Origin of the sequence: Gilliamella sp. B2969, from assembly GCF_026536195.1 — a bacterium.
Classification (GTDB): Bacteria; Pseudomonadota; Gammaproteobacteria; order Enterobacterales; family Orbaceae; genus Gilliamella.
Genome location: NZ_JAFNOP010000003.1, coordinates 99,839 through 114,012 on the forward strand (window position 1 = coordinate 99,839; position 14,174 = coordinate 114,012).

The 14,174-nt window shown below is 34.4% G+C and carries 11 protein-coding genes; 8 read left to right on the forward strand and 3 right to left on the reverse strand.

Translation table 11 applies throughout. The annotated features are described in order from the left end of the window. Positions 1 to 2: 2 nt before the first annotated feature. The gene (gene rhaB, locus J3U66_RS03465; protein ID WP_267347991.1) at positions 3 to 1,409 is read right to left on the reverse strand and encodes a rhamnulokinase; all 1,407 of its coding nucleotides are present in this window, start codon (positions 1,407 to 1,409) and stop codon (positions 3 to 5) included. Positions 1,410 to 1,618: 209 nt separating this feature from the next. On the opposite strand from rhaB, the gene asd reads away from it, so the two are divergent. Together asd and mscM are read left to right on the forward strand one after the other, a co-directional pair. Beyond that, positions 1,619 to 2,467: an archaetidylserine decarboxylase gene (asd, locus tag J3U66_RS03470; RefSeq protein WP_267333136.1), complete on the forward strand. Its 849-nt coding sequence runs from the start codon at positions 1,619 to 1,621 to the stop codon at positions 2,465 to 2,467. 4 nt (positions 2,468 to 2,471) lie between these two features. Further along, on the forward strand, positions 2,472 to 5,090 hold the full coding sequence (gene mscM, locus J3U66_RS03475) for a miniconductance mechanosensitive channel MscM (RefSeq protein WP_267343810.1): 2,619 nt from the start codon (positions 2,472 to 2,474) through the stop codon (positions 5,088 to 5,090). Here mscM and J3U66_RS03480 read toward each other — a convergent pair. Then, complete coding sequence (locus tag J3U66_RS03480) at positions 5,087 to 5,617, reverse strand: DedA family protein (protein WP_267343809.1); 531 nt, start codon at positions 5,615 to 5,617, stop codon at positions 5,087 to 5,089. The two genes, mscM and J3U66_RS03480, sit on opposite strands and share 4 nt — an antisense overlap. Positions 5,618 to 5,808: 191 nt before the next feature. Here J3U66_RS03480 and fdhD point away from each other — a divergent pair, with 191 nt between their 5' ends. From fdhD to J3U66_RS03500, 4 genes are all read left to right on the forward strand, one after another. Further along, entirely contained in the window at positions 5,809 to 6,618 is an 810-nt protein-coding gene (gene fdhD / locus J3U66_RS03485; protein ID WP_267343808.1) for a formate dehydrogenase accessory sulfurtransferase FdhD, read from the forward strand. A gap of 431 nt (positions 6,619 to 7,049) precedes the next feature. Next, positions 7,050 to 7,868 (forward strand): purine-nucleoside phosphorylase, encoded by an 819-nt coding sequence (locus J3U66_RS03490; protein WP_065632918.1) that lies wholly within the window; start codon positions 7,050 to 7,052, stop codon positions 7,866 to 7,868. Between the two features lie 52 nt (positions 7,869 to 7,920). Beyond that, positions 7,921 to 9,162: a nucleoside permease gene (locus tag J3U66_RS03495; RefSeq protein WP_267347993.1), complete on the forward strand. Its 1,242-nt coding sequence runs from the start codon at positions 7,921 to 7,923 to the stop codon at positions 9,160 to 9,162. A gap of 185 nt (positions 9,163 to 9,347) precedes the next feature. Further along, on the forward strand, positions 9,348 to 10,256 hold the full coding sequence (locus tag J3U66_RS03500) for an EamA family transporter (protein WP_267333141.1): 909 nt from the start codon (positions 9,348 to 9,350) through the stop codon (positions 10,254 to 10,256). Positions 10,257 to 10,311: 55 nt separating this feature from the next. Here J3U66_RS03500 and dsdC read toward each other — a convergent pair whose 3' ends face one another. Further along, on the reverse strand, positions 10,312 to 11,241 hold the full coding sequence (gene dsdC, locus J3U66_RS03505) for a DNA-binding transcriptional regulator DsdC (protein WP_267343806.1): 930 nt from the start codon (positions 11,239 to 11,241) through the stop codon (positions 10,312 to 10,314). A gap of 218 nt (positions 11,242 to 11,459) precedes the next feature. Here dsdC and dsdX point away from each other — a divergent pair, with 218 nt between their 5' ends. Together dsdX and J3U66_RS03515 are read left to right on the forward strand one after the other, a co-directional pair. Further along, positions 11,460 to 12,797, forward strand: a complete 1,338-nt coding sequence (gene dsdX, locus J3U66_RS03510; protein WP_267347995.1) for a D-serine transporter DsdX — start codon at positions 11,460 to 11,462, stop codon at positions 12,795 to 12,797. 763 nt (positions 12,798 to 13,560) lie between these two features. Then, positions 13,561 to 14,055, forward strand: coding sequence for a hypothetical protein (locus J3U66_RS03515; protein WP_267333144.1), 495 nt, complete (start codon positions 13,561 to 13,563; stop codon positions 14,053 to 14,055). The last annotated feature ends 119 nt before the right edge of the window (positions 14,056 to 14,174 follow it).

A 14,174-nucleotide genomic window follows, 5' to 3' on the forward strand; every position in this document is an offset into this window, starting at 1 on the left:
AATTAACTATTTTGTGGATAATAATATTGGGTATCAAAATTGTGCGAGATAATCTGTCTTAAGCGCTTAACATCATCGATAGCCCCTAACGAAATTAATTGGTATCCGACATTACCTAAGGCTGACGATTCAATAGGACCTGCGGTCACAGTGATATGACAAAGATCGGCACATAACTGATTGAGAAAAGTATTTTGGCAACCACCACCAACAATATGTAAGGTATTAATTGGTTGCTGAATAAGGGTGGATAATTCTGCAATCACATCACAATATAAAGTAGCTAAACTATCAAATATGCAGCGTACTAATTGTGATAAACGTTCAGGCGCGTGCGCATATTTTTCGAGGCAGGCCTGTTTTAGTGTTTCGGTCATGGACGCGGGATTTAAAAACCTATCATCATTAGGATTAATCACATAGGTAAAGGGTTGTTCTTGCTTTGCTGATTCAATAATGTGACTAATGTTATAGATGTTATGTTCTAGGCAAACACGCTGAAATAGCCACAAACCCATAATGTTTTTTAAGACGCGATAATGCCCATCAACTCCACCTTCATTGGTGATGTTAGCGCTTAAAGCTTGGGCATCAGTGTATGAATGATTTGACTCGATGCCCATTAAAGACCAAGTCCCCGAACACAAATAAGCGCTTTGTTTATCCGTTATGGGAGCGGCAATCACTGCACTTGCCGTATCATGACTGGCTATAGCAATAACCGGAATTTTATCGCCATTCGGACTTTGCCAATAACCGACTTTATTACCGGGCATGGTAATATCGCCAAACCATTTCCGCGGCACACCTAAGTAATCGAGCAATTGCTGATCCCAATCACGCGTTGTCACATTAACCAGTTGTGTTGTTGTTGCATTGGTATATTCACGGTTTAACTTGCCAGTTAAACGAAAAATTAAATAATCGGGTATCATCACCCAATCCGTGACTTGCGATAACCAAGTTGGATTGTCCCTCATCATCGCTTTAAGCTGATAAAGGGTATTGAAAGTTAAAAATTGAATACCGGTTTTTTGGTAGATGTTCTCAATTCCAAGCTCTGATTGAACTTGTGACATAATATTATCGGTACGATGATCGCGGTAAGCATAAGTCGGGCCAACAACTTGTCCATGTTTATCAAGCAATACATAATCCACGCCCCAAGTATCAATGCCGATACTATCAAGCTTAATACCTTGTTGAATAATTTTGTTCAAACCGGTAATGATTTCATGCTCTATATAATTAAGATCCCAACAAAAATTGGCATCCAGTGATTTAAAATCATTCTTGAATCGATGCACTTCTTGAAGGGTTAAATGTTGATTGTTCGCTTGATAACAAGACAACATGACCCGTCCACTTGAAGCACCTAAATCTATTGCGGCAATATATCTATCAGCCATTATCACTATCCCCATTATTGCTAACGGGCACAGTGTAAATAACGTATAACATAAATTCTTTCAATTGATTGCCACTGTTTTATTAGTGTTGGCAAAATTCTTAAACTCAGTGTGATCTACCGCACAAATTATCGATTTATGCTGGTTTTATACATTCTTAATAATTATTGGTATAATGGCGCATTTATAACATAATTTGAGAGTAACCTATGTTTAATCAGTTAAAAGCAATTATTCAATATTTACTACCTAAACAGCTATTAACCCTGATATTTGGTTGGCTTGCTAATAAGCATTTAGGAAAAGTGACAACATGGATGATTTTAGGCTTTAGTAAACTGTATAAAGTTGATTTAAGTGAAGCCAAAATTAGTGATGTAAAAGAATATAAAACTTTTAATGATTTTTTTGCTCGTGAGCTAAAAGACGAGGCCCGCCCTATCGATTCAGCGGCGAATTCTATTGTCATGCCTGCCGATGGTGTGATAAGCCAATTTGGTGTCATTCAAGATAATTTATTATTACAAGCTAAAGGGCATTTTTATTCTTTAGAATCATTATTGGCTTGTCATCCAGATATGATCAAGTTTTTTAAAGATGGCGCTTATGCTACAACTTACTTATCACCTCAAAATTACCATCGCTTTCACATGCCTTGTGATGGCATTTTACGTGAAATGATTTATGTACCAGGTTCGTTGTTTTCGGTCAGCAAAGCAACAACCGAAAGTATACCAAATATTTTTGCACGTAATGAGCGCGTTATTTGTCTATTTGAAACCGAATTTGGACCGATGGCGCAAATTTTAATTGGTGCAACGATTGTTGGTAGTATTGAAGTGGAATGGGAAGGCTGTATCACGCCTCCTCGCGAAGGCATTATGAAACGTTGGACCTATGCTGGCGAAGTGAAATTAACTAAAGGACAAGATATGGGCTGTTTTAAATTAGGCTCGACTGTCATCACCTTGTTTGCATCTAATGCTATTGCATTTGACAGTCATCTTAAAGTTGGTGACATAACGCGTGTTGGTCAAAAGCTAGCGGAAAGGATCTAACATTATGTGGATGCGTGGTTTTTGCTGTTTTGTATTATTGTTGTTATCTTCTTTAACTTCTGCTGAACAAGCAATTTTAACTATTGATAATGAAGAAGAGCTATCACAAGTTGTGAATCAATTAAGTGATAAAAACGATGAACTTCGTCAAAATATGGAGTTTCAAAAATCGCATTTAACCAGCATCATTAATGAACAAAATAACATTACCACGCAAATTTCACATGTACAAAATACGTTAGCGACACTGGCTGAACAAGGTGAATGGTTAAGTTTTTCAACCGCGCTTGGCGAAACCCTTCGCCAACAGCTACTGCGTTTACCCGAAAAACCCAAGTCTCAACCGCTTGATGCTGAAATCGCCGAAGCAAAAGTCCAACAGCTTAATTACTCCAATACGTTAACCGCATTAGACAACTATCCAACTTTAAGTAGCCCACTTAATAGTGTAAAACTCGCTACACAGTACCGACGCTTGTTACGCGAACAAAGCGAATTACTTAAAACATTAATTTCGGGTACTGATACCACTATTTTAGAGTTAACGAAATTAAAAATTTCAAATAAACAATTAACCAATGCAATTGACGAAGTCAATGACGCGGCACACCGCTATTTCTTCTGGGTGGCTGATGTTAATCCTATTTCACTTAAATTCCCAGTTAATTTGGCCAAAGATGTTGTTTATGTCATTTTTTCAATCGATACCTTAACTCAGCTATATAATGCCAGTTGTGAAGTATTAACAACACCTAAACCATTATTTTTATTGATTTTAGCAATGCTATTTGTGGTTACTCATTTTAAAATGCGCACAAAATATTATGCATTTTTAAACAAATCCGCCTCACGCGTGGGTAAAGTAACGCAAGATAGTTATTCTTTAACATTAAAAGTGATTATTTATTCGCTAATTATGGCGCTGCCTGTACCTATTTTATGGGCTGTTTTTGGTTATGCACTGCAAATTAACTGGGATTACCCTGTCGCAGTAGCGCTGGGTTATGGGGTAAATGCTGCTGCGCCTATTTTATGGGTCTTTATTATTACTGCACATTTTGCAGAACAAAATGGTCTATTTATTACCCACTTTGGCTGGTCCAAATCAAGTGTTCGAGAAGCAATGAAATACTATCAACTTTCGGTTTGGGTAGTGATTCCACTTGTTATGATTGTCATGAGTTTTGATCAGTTTAACAACCGCCAATTTGCCGCCACTATAGGACGAACAGCTTTCATTATTCTCTGCTTTGCTTTAGTATTTATGACTAACTCAATTCATCGAGCGGGCGTGCCTCTTTATATTGATAAAAAGGGATCGGGCGATAACTTATTAAGTCACATTCTTTGGTTTATTTTATTAAGTGCGCCTTGGTTAGCTATTATTGCGGCTTGCTTAGGTTATTTATCTACAGCGCAAGTTTTATTAGGTCGACTTGAAGCATCGGTTATTATCTGGTTTGGTTTATTAGTTATCTATTTTATGATTCGACGTTGGATGTGGATCCAAAAACGTCGTATTGAATTTGAACGAGACAAACAACGCCGATTGGAGCGCATGCAACGCGCGAAAGGACACGAAGAAGAGTTAACATCGGTGAATGAAGGTGTCGATGAGCCAGTTATCAACTTAGATGTCATTAGTGCACAATCGTTACAATTAGTTAGATCGATTATTATGCTGATTGCTTTAATTAGTATGATACTGCTCTGGTCTGAACTACATTCGGCATTTGCCTTCATGAATAATATTAAACTTTGGGGTACAAGCACCATTGTCAATGGCGTTGAAATCGAACAATATATTACCCTTGGTGCGGTATGTATTGCCATTTTAGTCATGACAATTACCGTGCAAGCCGTTAAAAACCTACCAGCATTACTCGAATTAGGCATTTTACAACATTTAGATTTAGCACCGGGCACCGGTTATGCTATCTCAACAATTTCTAAATATATTATTCTAATGATCGGTTGTATGATTGCATTTTCATTTATTGGGATTGATTGGTCAAAAATACAATGGCTTATTGCTGCATTAGGTGTTGGTTTAGGTTTTGGTCTACAAGAAATTTTTGCTAACTTTATTTCTGGCTTAATCATTTTGTTTGAAAAGCCGGTCAGAATTGGGGATACCGTCACCATTCGTGATTTAACCGGTAATATCACTAAAATTAACACGCGCGCAATTACTATTGTTGACTGGGACCGCAAAGAAATCGTCATGCCGAATAAAGCTTTTATCACTGAACAATTAGTTAACTGGTCGTTATCAGACTCAATTACCCGTATTGTGTTAACTATCCCTGCAACTATTGATGCTGATAGTGATTTGGTAATAAACCTATTACAACAAGCCTGTATCGAATGTGAATATGTGTTAAACGATCCCGAACCGCAAGTCTTTTTAGTCGATATTCAAGAAGGAATACAATTATTTGAACTGCGAGTGTTTGCAGCCGAAATGGGGCATCGAATGCTTTTACGAACAGCAATTCATAAATTAATCTTAGAAGCTTATCGTCAGCATGATTTAAAATTACCATTTCCACCATTACAAACCAATTTGGAAGCGCTTGGTCGTAAAAGTGGACGCCGTAGTTATACCGTTGGCACGCTTTAACCGAAAAGCGTTTCTAACCAAGGTACACCAAATGCACCTGGCGCTAATAACACAAATGCCCAAATTGGCGCAGAAGATATATTGGCTAAATTAAACTTAGTTGCTGGCATATGCATTGTGCCAGCAATCAACGGCACTATTGCTCGAAATGGTCCAAAAAATCGACCAACAAAAACCCCTAAAGCGCCATAGCGTTGAAAAAATTGTTCAGAACGATAAACCAATTTTGGATACTTACTTAATGGCCAAGAAGCGATTACTTGTTTGTGATAATGCTTACCTAACCAATAAGAGAGCCAATCACCAATCACAGCGCCTAGCGATGCAGCTATTAATACCGGAATAAATGAGATAACACCAGTACCAATTAAAGCGCCTGCACCCAATAAAATTGCTGTTGCTGGCACAATCAATGAAATAATGGCTAAAGATTCGCCAAATGCCAATAAAAAAATAATTGGCAATGCCCATATTTGATGAGCTTGAATAAACTGCATTATTGCAAAGGTAAATTCATGTATTGACATAGTTGAATTAGGTAAATTATTAATTGATTAGACTCAAGCATTTTACCATAATAATATAAGTTTAAGATTGTGTTAACCAAGTATTGGCAGAATCTTATTACGTAACTCAATTGCTTTACTGATTATTCACATTAGCAATGTAAAACTAAAACAACGTTCAATGCTTAAAAATAAACAGCCCGAGACCAGCCATGACTAGCGGTATTAACACAGTATTAGTAACAAAATTTAGTAATAGCACGCTAAATAATCCTCAATTTGATACAATTGCCATAGAAAAACCTATTGCATTAATTTATAACGGTATTTCTCATGTGGTTATGATGACGACGCCGAAAGATCTTGAGTATTTTGCGATTGGTTTTTCATTAACTGAAAATATTATTGAATCGGTTAATGACATTTATGGTATTGATATAATCGACTCATTAAAAGGAGTAGAAGTTCATATTGAATTATCTTCCAGACGCTTCAATCAATTAAAAGAAAAACGTCGCAATTTAACCGGCCGCACTGGTTGTGGTATCTGTGGAACAGAGCAACTTGATCAGGTATGCTCAATTATTCCTACTTTACCATCCAATGACAAAATTCAGTTACCAGATTTTGCGCATTCACTGGCCTATCTAAACCAAGTACAACAAGTTGGAGCGCAAACAGGCTGCACCCATGCAGCAGTTTGGCTTGATTTACATGGTAATTTTATTGCAGGTTTTGAGGATATCGGCAGACATGTAGCGTTAGATAAACTGTTAGGTTATCGCGCGAAATACCTAGCACAAAATAAAAAAAATATACCAGGCCTAATACTCGTCTCAAGTCGAGCTAGTTATGAAATGGTACAAAAAGCAGCTATCTGTGGCATCGAAATTCTCTGTGCGGTTTCAGCAGCTACATCAATGGCAGTTGAGCAAGCCAGAACAAATAACTTGACTTTGATTGGATTTTTTAGAGGTGATAAAGGGGTAATTTATACCGATAGCAATCGGATCATTGAGTAATAATAATTTTATAAGATAAACACGGTTGTCAAATTGAAGCTTAATGTATCATAAATAATGTTTATATTTTAATTTTTTAAATTAATTTTTAAGATAATTAATTGATTAATAAAGTTAAATATAGCAATTTAATTTTTAAAACTAAACCAAACCTAAAAAGTCCCTTTCATTATTGTCAGAACATCATCATAATATACCCTGAAAAATGACAACTACGTTGTTTTTATTATATATTCTTTTTATGTGATCGTTTTCTCGTTTTGAGAAAAAGTCAATTATTCACATCCTTTTCTATGACATACTAGATCGATGTGAACAATTGCGATACGTATTTTTATTCATGATAAAAATATAAACATGTTTTAAGTGATTATTTAATATCACTGCGTTTTATTTATCAAAAAACTACTTCAATTTGAAAGGATACACTCATGCATCAAACAGCAGATATTCAACAAGCAGTTAATTATATTCAACAGCAAACCGACAAAAAACCAACAATCGGAATTATACTTGGATCGGGTTTAGGTCCTTTTGCCGATACTCTTGAAGATGCCGTTCATATTCCTTATGACACTATTCCTCACTTTGCTAAATCAGCAGCTGTGGGGCATGCGAATGAATTAGTGATTGGTAAATGTGGTGATAAGACTGTTGTCGCGATGAAAGGTCGTTTTCATTATTATGAAGGTTTTTCATTAGATCAAGTTACCTTCCCTGTGCGTGTAATGAAAATGCTAGGCGTTGAAAAACTGATCATTACCAATGCCTGTGGTGCAGTCAACACTAGCTTTAAACCTGGTGATTTAATGATAATTACTGACCACATTAACTTAACTGCTAACAATCCATTAATGGGGCCAAATAATCCTGAATTAGGGGTTCGCTTTTTGGATGTAAGCGAAGTGTATAACAAGCAATTAAGAGCAACAGTTAGCGAAGTAGCTAAAGAGCTGAATATCACTTTACAACAAGGTGTTTATGCTTGGTGGACAGGACCAACCTACGAAACTCCAGCAGAGATTAGAATGATCCGTACATTAGGTGCTGATGCAGTGGGTATGTCTACCGTTCCTGAAGCAATTATTGCTCATCACTCTGGCATTAAAACTATCGGCATTTCATGTTTAACTAATATGGCTTGTGGCATTTTAGATCAACCACTCGGTCATGAAGAAGTGATTGAAACCGCTGAACGTGTAAAATCCACTTTTTTACAACTTATTACTAAAACCATTGCACGTTTTTAGTTCATAGTTTTTAATTTTATATAAGCAGTTCAATTTATTTAGGATTTAAATAATGAACATAAAAAATAGATTAAAAATAATGATGTTTTTCCAATATTTTATTTGGGGAAGCTGGCTAACGACTTTAGGTATTTATCTTTTTAATACACTAAAATTTTCTGGTGCCGAGATAGGTATGATCTTTAGTACTAAAGGCTTAGCCGCATTAATTATGCCTTGTATTATAGGGATTATTGCTGACAAATTTATACAAGCAAAATATTTGTACATGCTGTGCCACTCGATTTGTGCTGTTGCGCTTTTTTATGCTGCATCAGTGACAACATCAAGTTTACTATTTTGGTTGATGTTTGCTAATGCAATGGCTTTCATGCCAACTATTGCTTTATCTAACTCAATTAGTTACGCGTGTTTAGATAAAAATAACTTAAATACTGTCGAAGTGTTCCCTAAAATACGGGTGTTTGGTACAGTAGGTTTTATTATTGCTATGTGGATGATAAGTCTACTGAAGTTAGATTCCAGTAATGGACAACTTTATGTGGCATGTGTGGCTTCGGTCGTATTAGTGATCTACAGCGCAACGTTACCAAATATTGAAATCAAACAAAACCAACAACAATCTTGGGCTTCTCGTTTAGGGCTTGATGCATTTGTGTTATTTAAAAAACCCGTCATGGCAGTATTCTTTTTATTTGCGATGTTACTTGGCGCAATATTACAAATCACCAATACTTTCGGCGGGGCATTTTTAAAAGACTTTGGTAAAATTCCCGAATTTTCTGACAGTTTAATTGTACAGCATCCAGCAATTTTATTATCCGTATCACAAATGGCAGAAGTGGCATTTATTTTAACTATTCCGTTTTTTCTTAAAAAGTTTGGAATAAAAAAAGTGATCATGATAAGCCTAATAGCTTGGACGCTCCGATTTGGTTTATTTGCGTTTGGTGATCCAACACCATTTGGTTTTGTCTTACTGTTGTTATCCATGATAGTTTATGGTTGTGCTTTTGATTTCTTTAATATTTCGGGATCAATTTTTATAGAAAAAGAAGTTAATGCCAATATTCGAGCAAGTGCACAAGGGCTCTTTATGACAATGGTAAATGGAATTGGTGCATATTTGGGTTCAATTTTAAGTGGTATGGTAGTTGATAAATTTACCTATACAAGTGGCCGAGATTGGCAAACAATATGGTTAATCTTTGCATCTTATGCACTGGTGTTGGGAATTATTTTTTACTTTACCTTTAACTATGACCATAATAGAAGCGAAACAGTTAAGCAATAACTTACCACAATCAAACTAATGGGCTAAAATCACAAGCTTACATTCTGTTCTGATTCACTTAGTATTCGTTATTCTAATATGTTAAAAAATGAAGAGTGACACAGGGTCTTCACCCTGTGGTCTCTTATTGTGTTTGCTTTATTGTTAGCTACAAAATTAATTTATATAAATTATGAGATTTAACTATGAAAGAAAAATTTTTAGGTGGTTTATTAGTTTTTTTAGGAGCGTGCAGCTTTGGCGTGCTCTCCTCTATTGTGAAAACCGCTTATAAAGCTGGCTACTCCCTTGGTGAAGTTACGGGCGTACAATGTTTTTTGGGTATGCTAATATTATGGATTATTCACTTGATAGTTAAAACATTCATAAAACCCAAAAGTACAGCAACGACAACGCATAATCCCAAAACGAACAAATGGAAGGTATGTGCTGTGGGTATCTTCCCTGGGTTAGTTGGCATTTGCTATTATCAATGTGTTCAACTCGTTCCCGCATCAATTGCTATCATACTATTAATGCAGTATTTGTGGATTAGTATTATTATCGATTATGTTATTTTCAAAAATAGACCGACTACGACTCAAATTTTAACGGTGATTACCATCATAGCCGGTAGCTGCCTAGCCGCTGGACTATTTAATCAAGATATTCGTTTGAATTTAACGGGCTGTTTTTTTGGTTTTTTAGCGGCCTTAATGTATTCACTATTTATTAGTACAAGCAGTAATGTTGGTAATGCATTACCAAAACTTGAAAAAAGTGCCTTGATGATAACCGGAGCGTGCATAATAACTTTTATTATATTTCCACCTTTATTCTTCTTTAAATTAAATTTGAATGATCAACTCTATCAATTAGGATTTTTATTAGCACTACTGGGCACCGTATTACCTCCGTTTTTGTTTTCTGTTGGCATTCCCAAAATTGGTATTTCATTAAGTGCAATCTTATCCGCAGCTGAACTACCTGTTGCCGTCACCTGTTCATATTTTTATTTAAAAGAATCGGTCTATTTTAATCAATGGATTGGGGTCATTATTATTCTACTATCTATCGCATTATCCAATTTGAAACATTTAAAACGGAATAAATAATATGCTTAGACTAAAGGGAAGCCTAAACGCTGACCTTTAGCTTAGCATTACTTTATTAAACTAGGCTTTTTAGCCATTTTATAAAGATATCTGCTTTGGGATTGTATTTGGCTTGCGCTCGTAAGATGTAATAGCGCTGTTTACATAACATTTCCATTTCAGGAAAAGGTGTAATAAGCTCACCCGATTCAAGTAACTTGCCGATTAATCGTCTTCGCCCCATAGCAACACCACCATGATAAATAGCGGCAGTAGTTGCAAGATCAGAACGATCAAAATCGATTTTGGGTATATCATTAAAATCAAAGGGTAAAGAATAATGATTAGCCCACCCCATCCATTCATCACAATTAGAATCATATTCCCATGCTTGACTATCGTGCAATATTGTACAGTTAGATAGTCTTTCAACGTTATTATATAAGTTATGTTTTTTTGCATAAAAGTCACTACAAACAGGAATGATTGTTTCGGACATTAAAAAATCGTAATTGAGCTCTTCGTACAGTAATGCATCATAATAAATAGCAAGATCGATTCGATGACGACTAAAATTTGTAACTTCATTTCCAGATAAAATATTTAAAGTAATATAGGGATAGTGACGTGCAAAGTCAGGTAATTTTGGTACTAGCCAACCTTGTGCAAATGACGGTCTAGCATAAATTGTCAATATTCCAGAAATTTCTTGATTTGAAATTTCTAAAATTTCTTGATTCAAATTTCTTAGTGATTTTCGAACCACATCAAATAAATGTTTACCATCATGAGTAAGTTCAATTCTTCGGTGAAACCGTTTAAATAGCTTAAAACCAAGTTCTTGCTCTAATTTTTGAATTTGATGACTCACCGCGCTTGGACTGATACACAGCTCTTCAGCAGATAAAGAAAAGGAAAGATGACGAGCAGCCGATTCAAAAGTATATAATTTCGCTAACTGATAACGATTAATCAAGCGATTTTTTGTTAGAAAATTATCATACATCAGCGATTCTCCTTCACCTTGTTTTAAACAACGTAAATATCTATTTTATAAAATCAAACTTTGCAGCTTTATAGCAAAACTAACTTTAATATTAAACTTCGATTTAAATCACATTTTTGAATGAATTTAATTCATGTTAAGTTGTTTTTTTATCATTTGTCAAATACCTAATAAAAACATTTAATAGGTTAAATTTTAACTAACTTAAAAATCAAAACATGAACTCACAGCTTTGGGTTATGGCAGTATTAATGAGTAGTTTAATTGTCATTGTGATATCAATTGTAAAAGTTAAACTACATCCATTTTTAGCCTTGTTACTTGCAAGTTTTTATGTAGGGGTATTAATGGCTATGCCTCCACTTGAAATACTTAGTGCAATTGAAGCTGGAATGGGTAGTACCTTAGGTTTTTTAGCTATAGTAATTGGATTAGGATCCATTTTAGGTAAAATGATGGAAATTTCTGGTGCATCTGAAACTATAGGGTTGATGTTACACAAATGCCGGTTACTTCCGCCACAAATAATGATAGTGTTAATTGGACTAATTTGTGGCATTACCTTATTTGTTGAAGTCGGTGTAGTATTATTCATTCCATTTGCCTTTTCCATTGCTAAAAAAACAAATTCATCACTTTTAACAATTGTTATACCACTATGCTCTGCATTGATGGCCGTTCATTGTATTGTTCCCCCTCATCCGGCAGCATTGTTTGTGACCAATGCGCTTGGTGCAGATATTGGCAGTATAATTTTTTATGGTTTAGTAGTTGCTCTATTAGCATCACTAGTTAGTGGGCCTCTTTTTTTAAAAATCATTAAAAATAATATTCCATTTAAGCCTGTACCTGAAACATTTTCCCAACCAAACAATAAGAATGAAAATGAATTACCGTCATTATTGCCCACTTTGACTATTATTTTGTTACCTATCATTTTAATGTTAATAAAAACAGCCACAGAATTAACAATCGATAAAAATTCAATTTTTTATGCCGTGTTCGAATTTATTGGCACCCCAATTACAGCTATGCTTATAGGTATTTTTGTCGCCTATTATGTCTTAGGTATTCGCCAAAAAATGCGAATGTCAGATTTATTAATAAAAACAGAATGTGGCTTTTCTTCAATCGCTAATATCTTGTTGATTATTGGTGCGGGTGGCGCATTTAATGGCGTGTTAAAAAGTAGTGGTTTGAGTGATGGATTAGCGGGTATTTTATCACAGCTAAATATGCACCCTATTTTATTAGCGTGGTTAGTTGCCATTATATTACATGCTGCAGTGGGCTCTGCAACGGTTGCCATGATGGGAGCAACAGCCATTGTATCACCTATGTTGCCACTTTACCCTTATGTTAGCCCTGAGATCATAACGTTAGCGATCGGTTCGGGCGCTATTGGTTGTACAATTGTAACAGATTCACTTTTTTGGCTTGTAAAGCAATATTGTGGCGCTACATTAACTGAAATGTTCAAATATTATACATCCAGCTCTTTTATTGCTTCATTAGTCGCTTTAGGATGTACATTTTTATTATCGTATATTGTTTAATATACAACAACATGGATTGGATTTATGATTGCTAAAAGTCTCACAAATACATTGCAATACATTTTTTTACTGATTAAAATTGTAAAATTCCAAGTAAAAAAGTGGTTTCAGAAAAATATTACTAGCATAAAACAAATTTTAAGTTATAATAGTGAAACTTCGATTAGGAATCGACTTATTAAATATAAAGGATTAATTAACCATCTCTTAATTAATGTATTAAGAATTACTATTAAAGTTAAGCTTAATATTTACCCCAAATTTGTTGAAAAACATAAAGTCAAAGATTTATATAGTAATCAACACCAATCTAACATCATAAATAGTTTATTTAAAAAACAACTTGTTAAATTTACAGAATGTAATTTTCTCTTGCTTGATGACGATTATAAAATGAATTTTTTTGATCTTATCATGCTATCTCAATTCAATTGGTATTTATTCATAGTTCTACTTGATATAGAAAAATGGAACAACCACATTAAATTAACATTCTGTAAAAGAATACTATTTTACATTCTATACAACATTAATTTACTAGTGAGAATAAAAAGAGAAAACAAAATTTTAGTCTAAATCGAAATATCAAAAAGCATAAAACATGAAACATTAAAAGGAGATAAAAGTAATAATCAGCGCTTTTAGTTGTTTTTTATACTAAAACGTTATGTTTACCTCAAGTTTTTTTGCGATAGAGTAACAGTCGTTTTTTAATGTTCTACAGATCGTTATCTTATTGTCCTAAAAAAAGGAAGTTATAGAAATGAAGACACATAAAAAACCATTATTTACCTTAGTACAAAGTGATAAATTATTACCTCAAAAAAATACCTTAAGTGATTTAGATTCTAAATTAAATTATCCTGAAAACATAAATAAAATTATTGCATTACATGTTAAGGAGCTTAAGTTACACCATGGCGAATATAAAGATAATGAATACAATAGTAAAGCTAAGATCGAAAATAATCGAGAAATGCGTTTTATATTTCCTGAGATGTTCGAATCAGAGCATCATAAAAGACAAATAAGCCTTTTGAAAGAGGAATTAGCCTTTGCTAAAGAATCGAATAAAGTTAAAGAATTATTAAGCATGCGGTTAAAACAAATGGCAAAAATTTATCCACACGTGCAATTGGATTTAAATGATATTACTGTTATGCCTAATAAAATTAAAAAATACCTATTCGCGCCACCGTTAATCTTAACACAAGATAATGCAATTATGCTTTGGGAAGATGGGAATTACTCTGATTAAAAGTATTGATAAATGAATCAATAATAGAAATATGTCATCAATTTTTGCAAAAGAATTGATGACATTGAGTAAAACTATTTTTAGAATAAAAACAATAATTTTTTATTATTCAAGAATAT

Coding starts and splice junctions, on each gene's coding strand:
- fdhD (WP_267343808.1), top strand. CDS start 5,809: ATGACTAGCGGTATTAACACAGTATTAGTAACAAAATTTAGTAATAGC.
- asd (WP_267333136.1), top strand. CDS start 1,619: ATGTTTAATCAGTTAAAAGCAATTATTCAATATTTACTACCTAAACAG.
- dsdX (WP_267347995.1), top strand. CDS start 11,460: ATGAACTCACAGCTTTGGGTTATGGCAGTATTAATGAGTAGTTTAATT.
- J3U66_RS03495 (WP_267347993.1), top strand. CDS start 7,921: ATGAACATAAAAAATAGATTAAAAATAATGATGTTTTTCCAATATTTT.
- J3U66_RS03480 (WP_267343809.1), bottom strand. CDS start 5,617: ATGTCAATACATGAATTTACCTTTGCAATAATGCAGTTTATTCAAGCT.
- rhaB (WP_267347991.1), bottom strand. CDS start 1,409: ATGGCTGATAGATATATTGCCGCAATAGATTTAGGTGCTTCAAGTGGA.
- dsdC (WP_267343806.1), bottom strand. CDS start 11,241: ATGTATGATAATTTTCTAACAAAAAATCGCTTGATTAATCGTTATCAG.
- mscM (WP_267343810.1), top strand. CDS start 2,472: ATGTGGATGCGTGGTTTTTGCTGTTTTGTATTATTGTTGTTATCTTCT.
- J3U66_RS03490 (WP_065632918.1), top strand. CDS start 7,050: ATGCATCAAACAGCAGATATTCAACAAGCAGTTAATTATATTCAACAG.
- J3U66_RS03515 (WP_267333144.1), top strand. CDS start 13,561: ATGAAGACACATAAAAAACCATTATTTACCTTAGTACAAAGTGATAAA.
- J3U66_RS03500 (WP_267333141.1), top strand. CDS start 9,348: ATGAAAGAAAAATTTTTAGGTGGTTTATTAGTTTTTTTAGGAGCGTGC.